This window comes from Polaromonas sp. P1_E3, from assembly GCF_056405935.1.
On sequence record NZ_JBFUBD010000564.1, the window covers coordinates 1 to 1,431 of the forward strand.

At 60.9% G+C, this 1,431-nt stretch carries 2 protein-coding genes; one reads left to right on the forward strand and one right to left on the reverse strand.

What is annotated here, in order from left to right:
* Window positions 1-75: 75 nt before the first annotated feature.
* Window positions 76-321: a DUF1653 domain-containing protein gene (locus tag AC1D0Z_RS21720; RefSeq protein WP_477660223.1), complete on the reverse strand. Its 246-nt coding sequence runs from the start codon at window positions 319-321 to the stop codon at window positions 76-78.
* A gap of 64 nt (window positions 322-385) precedes the next feature.
* On the opposite strand from AC1D0Z_RS21720, the gene AC1D0Z_RS21725 reads away from it, so the two are divergent.
* The coding region (locus tag AC1D0Z_RS21725) for an RsmB/NOP family class I SAM-dependent RNA methyltransferase (RefSeq protein ID WP_477660224.1) at window positions 386-1,431 on the forward strand (1,046 nt) is incomplete at its 3' end.

The window sequence follows — 1,431 nt, forward strand, 5'->3', positions numbered from 1 at the left end:
CCCCCCGAGGGGGCTGGCCTTGCTTGGGGCGGCCCGGCGCTGCGGCCGGTGTTTCCTGTAGGGGCTCCGTGTCCCTTAATCGGGTTCCCGCGCGAAACGCGGCCTTTTCACGCCGTCCACCAAGACCTCTTCATTGAACATCGCCGCAGGCCGCACCCACAGGTTTTCTTCGCCGAGCACTCGGTAGAGCGTCATGGACTCCATGCTTTCGCTGTGGCGCACAGTCCCGATCACCTCATAGAGCCTGTCTTTGTAGTGGCGGTAAATGCCCGGCGGGGTTTCGATCAGCGGCGGCAGTGCTTCTTCAGGGATGTTGGGCATGGTAGCGATGGCCTGTAAAGGGCTTTCAAGCATTCTGCGAGAGCGCAGTGGGACAATGGGGGCTATGCATCCTAAAGCCTTACTAGACAGTTGTTCCGAGCTTCTCAAGCAGGTCCTCAAATTTGATCATCCCGCCGACATGGTGGTGTCGCGCTATTTCCGCGACTACCGCCTCGGCCCCCGCGAACGCGCCACCGTGGCGGAAACGATTTACGGCGTTCTGCGCAAGAAAAATCTTTATACCTATCTTGCTCAACATGGCAGCGGCGCACCGGAGCGGCGCCTTGCCATTCTTGGTTTTGCGGCGGACCGCGACTTTCTACTGGGCGCATTGACCGACCAGGAGAAAGACTGGCTGGCGCGCTGCGACCAGGTCAAGCCATCAGATTTGATGGAACTGCACCGCCACAACCTGCCGCAGTGGCTGGTGGAGCCGCTGAAAGAGCAGTTGGGTGATGATTTCTGGCCGCTGGTCGAAAGCCTGAACGCACCGGCCGGACTTGACTTGCGCGTCAACACGCTCAAGGACAAGCGGGCCGAAGTCCAAAAGGAGCTTGCGAAGGCAGCTATCAAAACCGTAGCAACACCGTATTCGCCCTGGGGCCTGCGCATTGCCGACGGCAAGCCTCAACTGGGCAAACTGGATGCTTTCACGCGCGGCGCCATTGAGGTGCAGGACGAAGGCTCACAGTTGCTGGCCCTGTTGGTGGATGCCAAACGAGGTGAGATGGTGGTCGATTTTTGTGCCGGTGCGGGCGGCAAGACTCTGGCCTTGGGTGCGTCCATGCGTACTACGGGGCGCCTTTATGCGTTTGATACGTCAGCTCACCGGCTGGACGCGCTCAAGCCGCGGCTGGCGCGCAGCGGTCTGTCCAATGTTCATCCGGTGGCCATTGCCCATGAGCGTGATGACCGCATCAAGCGCCTGGCCGGCAAGATTGACCGTGTGCTGGTCGACGCCCCGTGCTCGGGCTTGGGCACCTTGCGGCGCAATCCCGACCTGAAATGGCGGCAAACGCCCAAGGCGATTGAAGAGCTCAAGGCCAAGCAAACTGCGATTTTGCAGAGCGCGGCGCGGCTGTTAAAGCCCGGTGGGCGCCTGGTTTACGC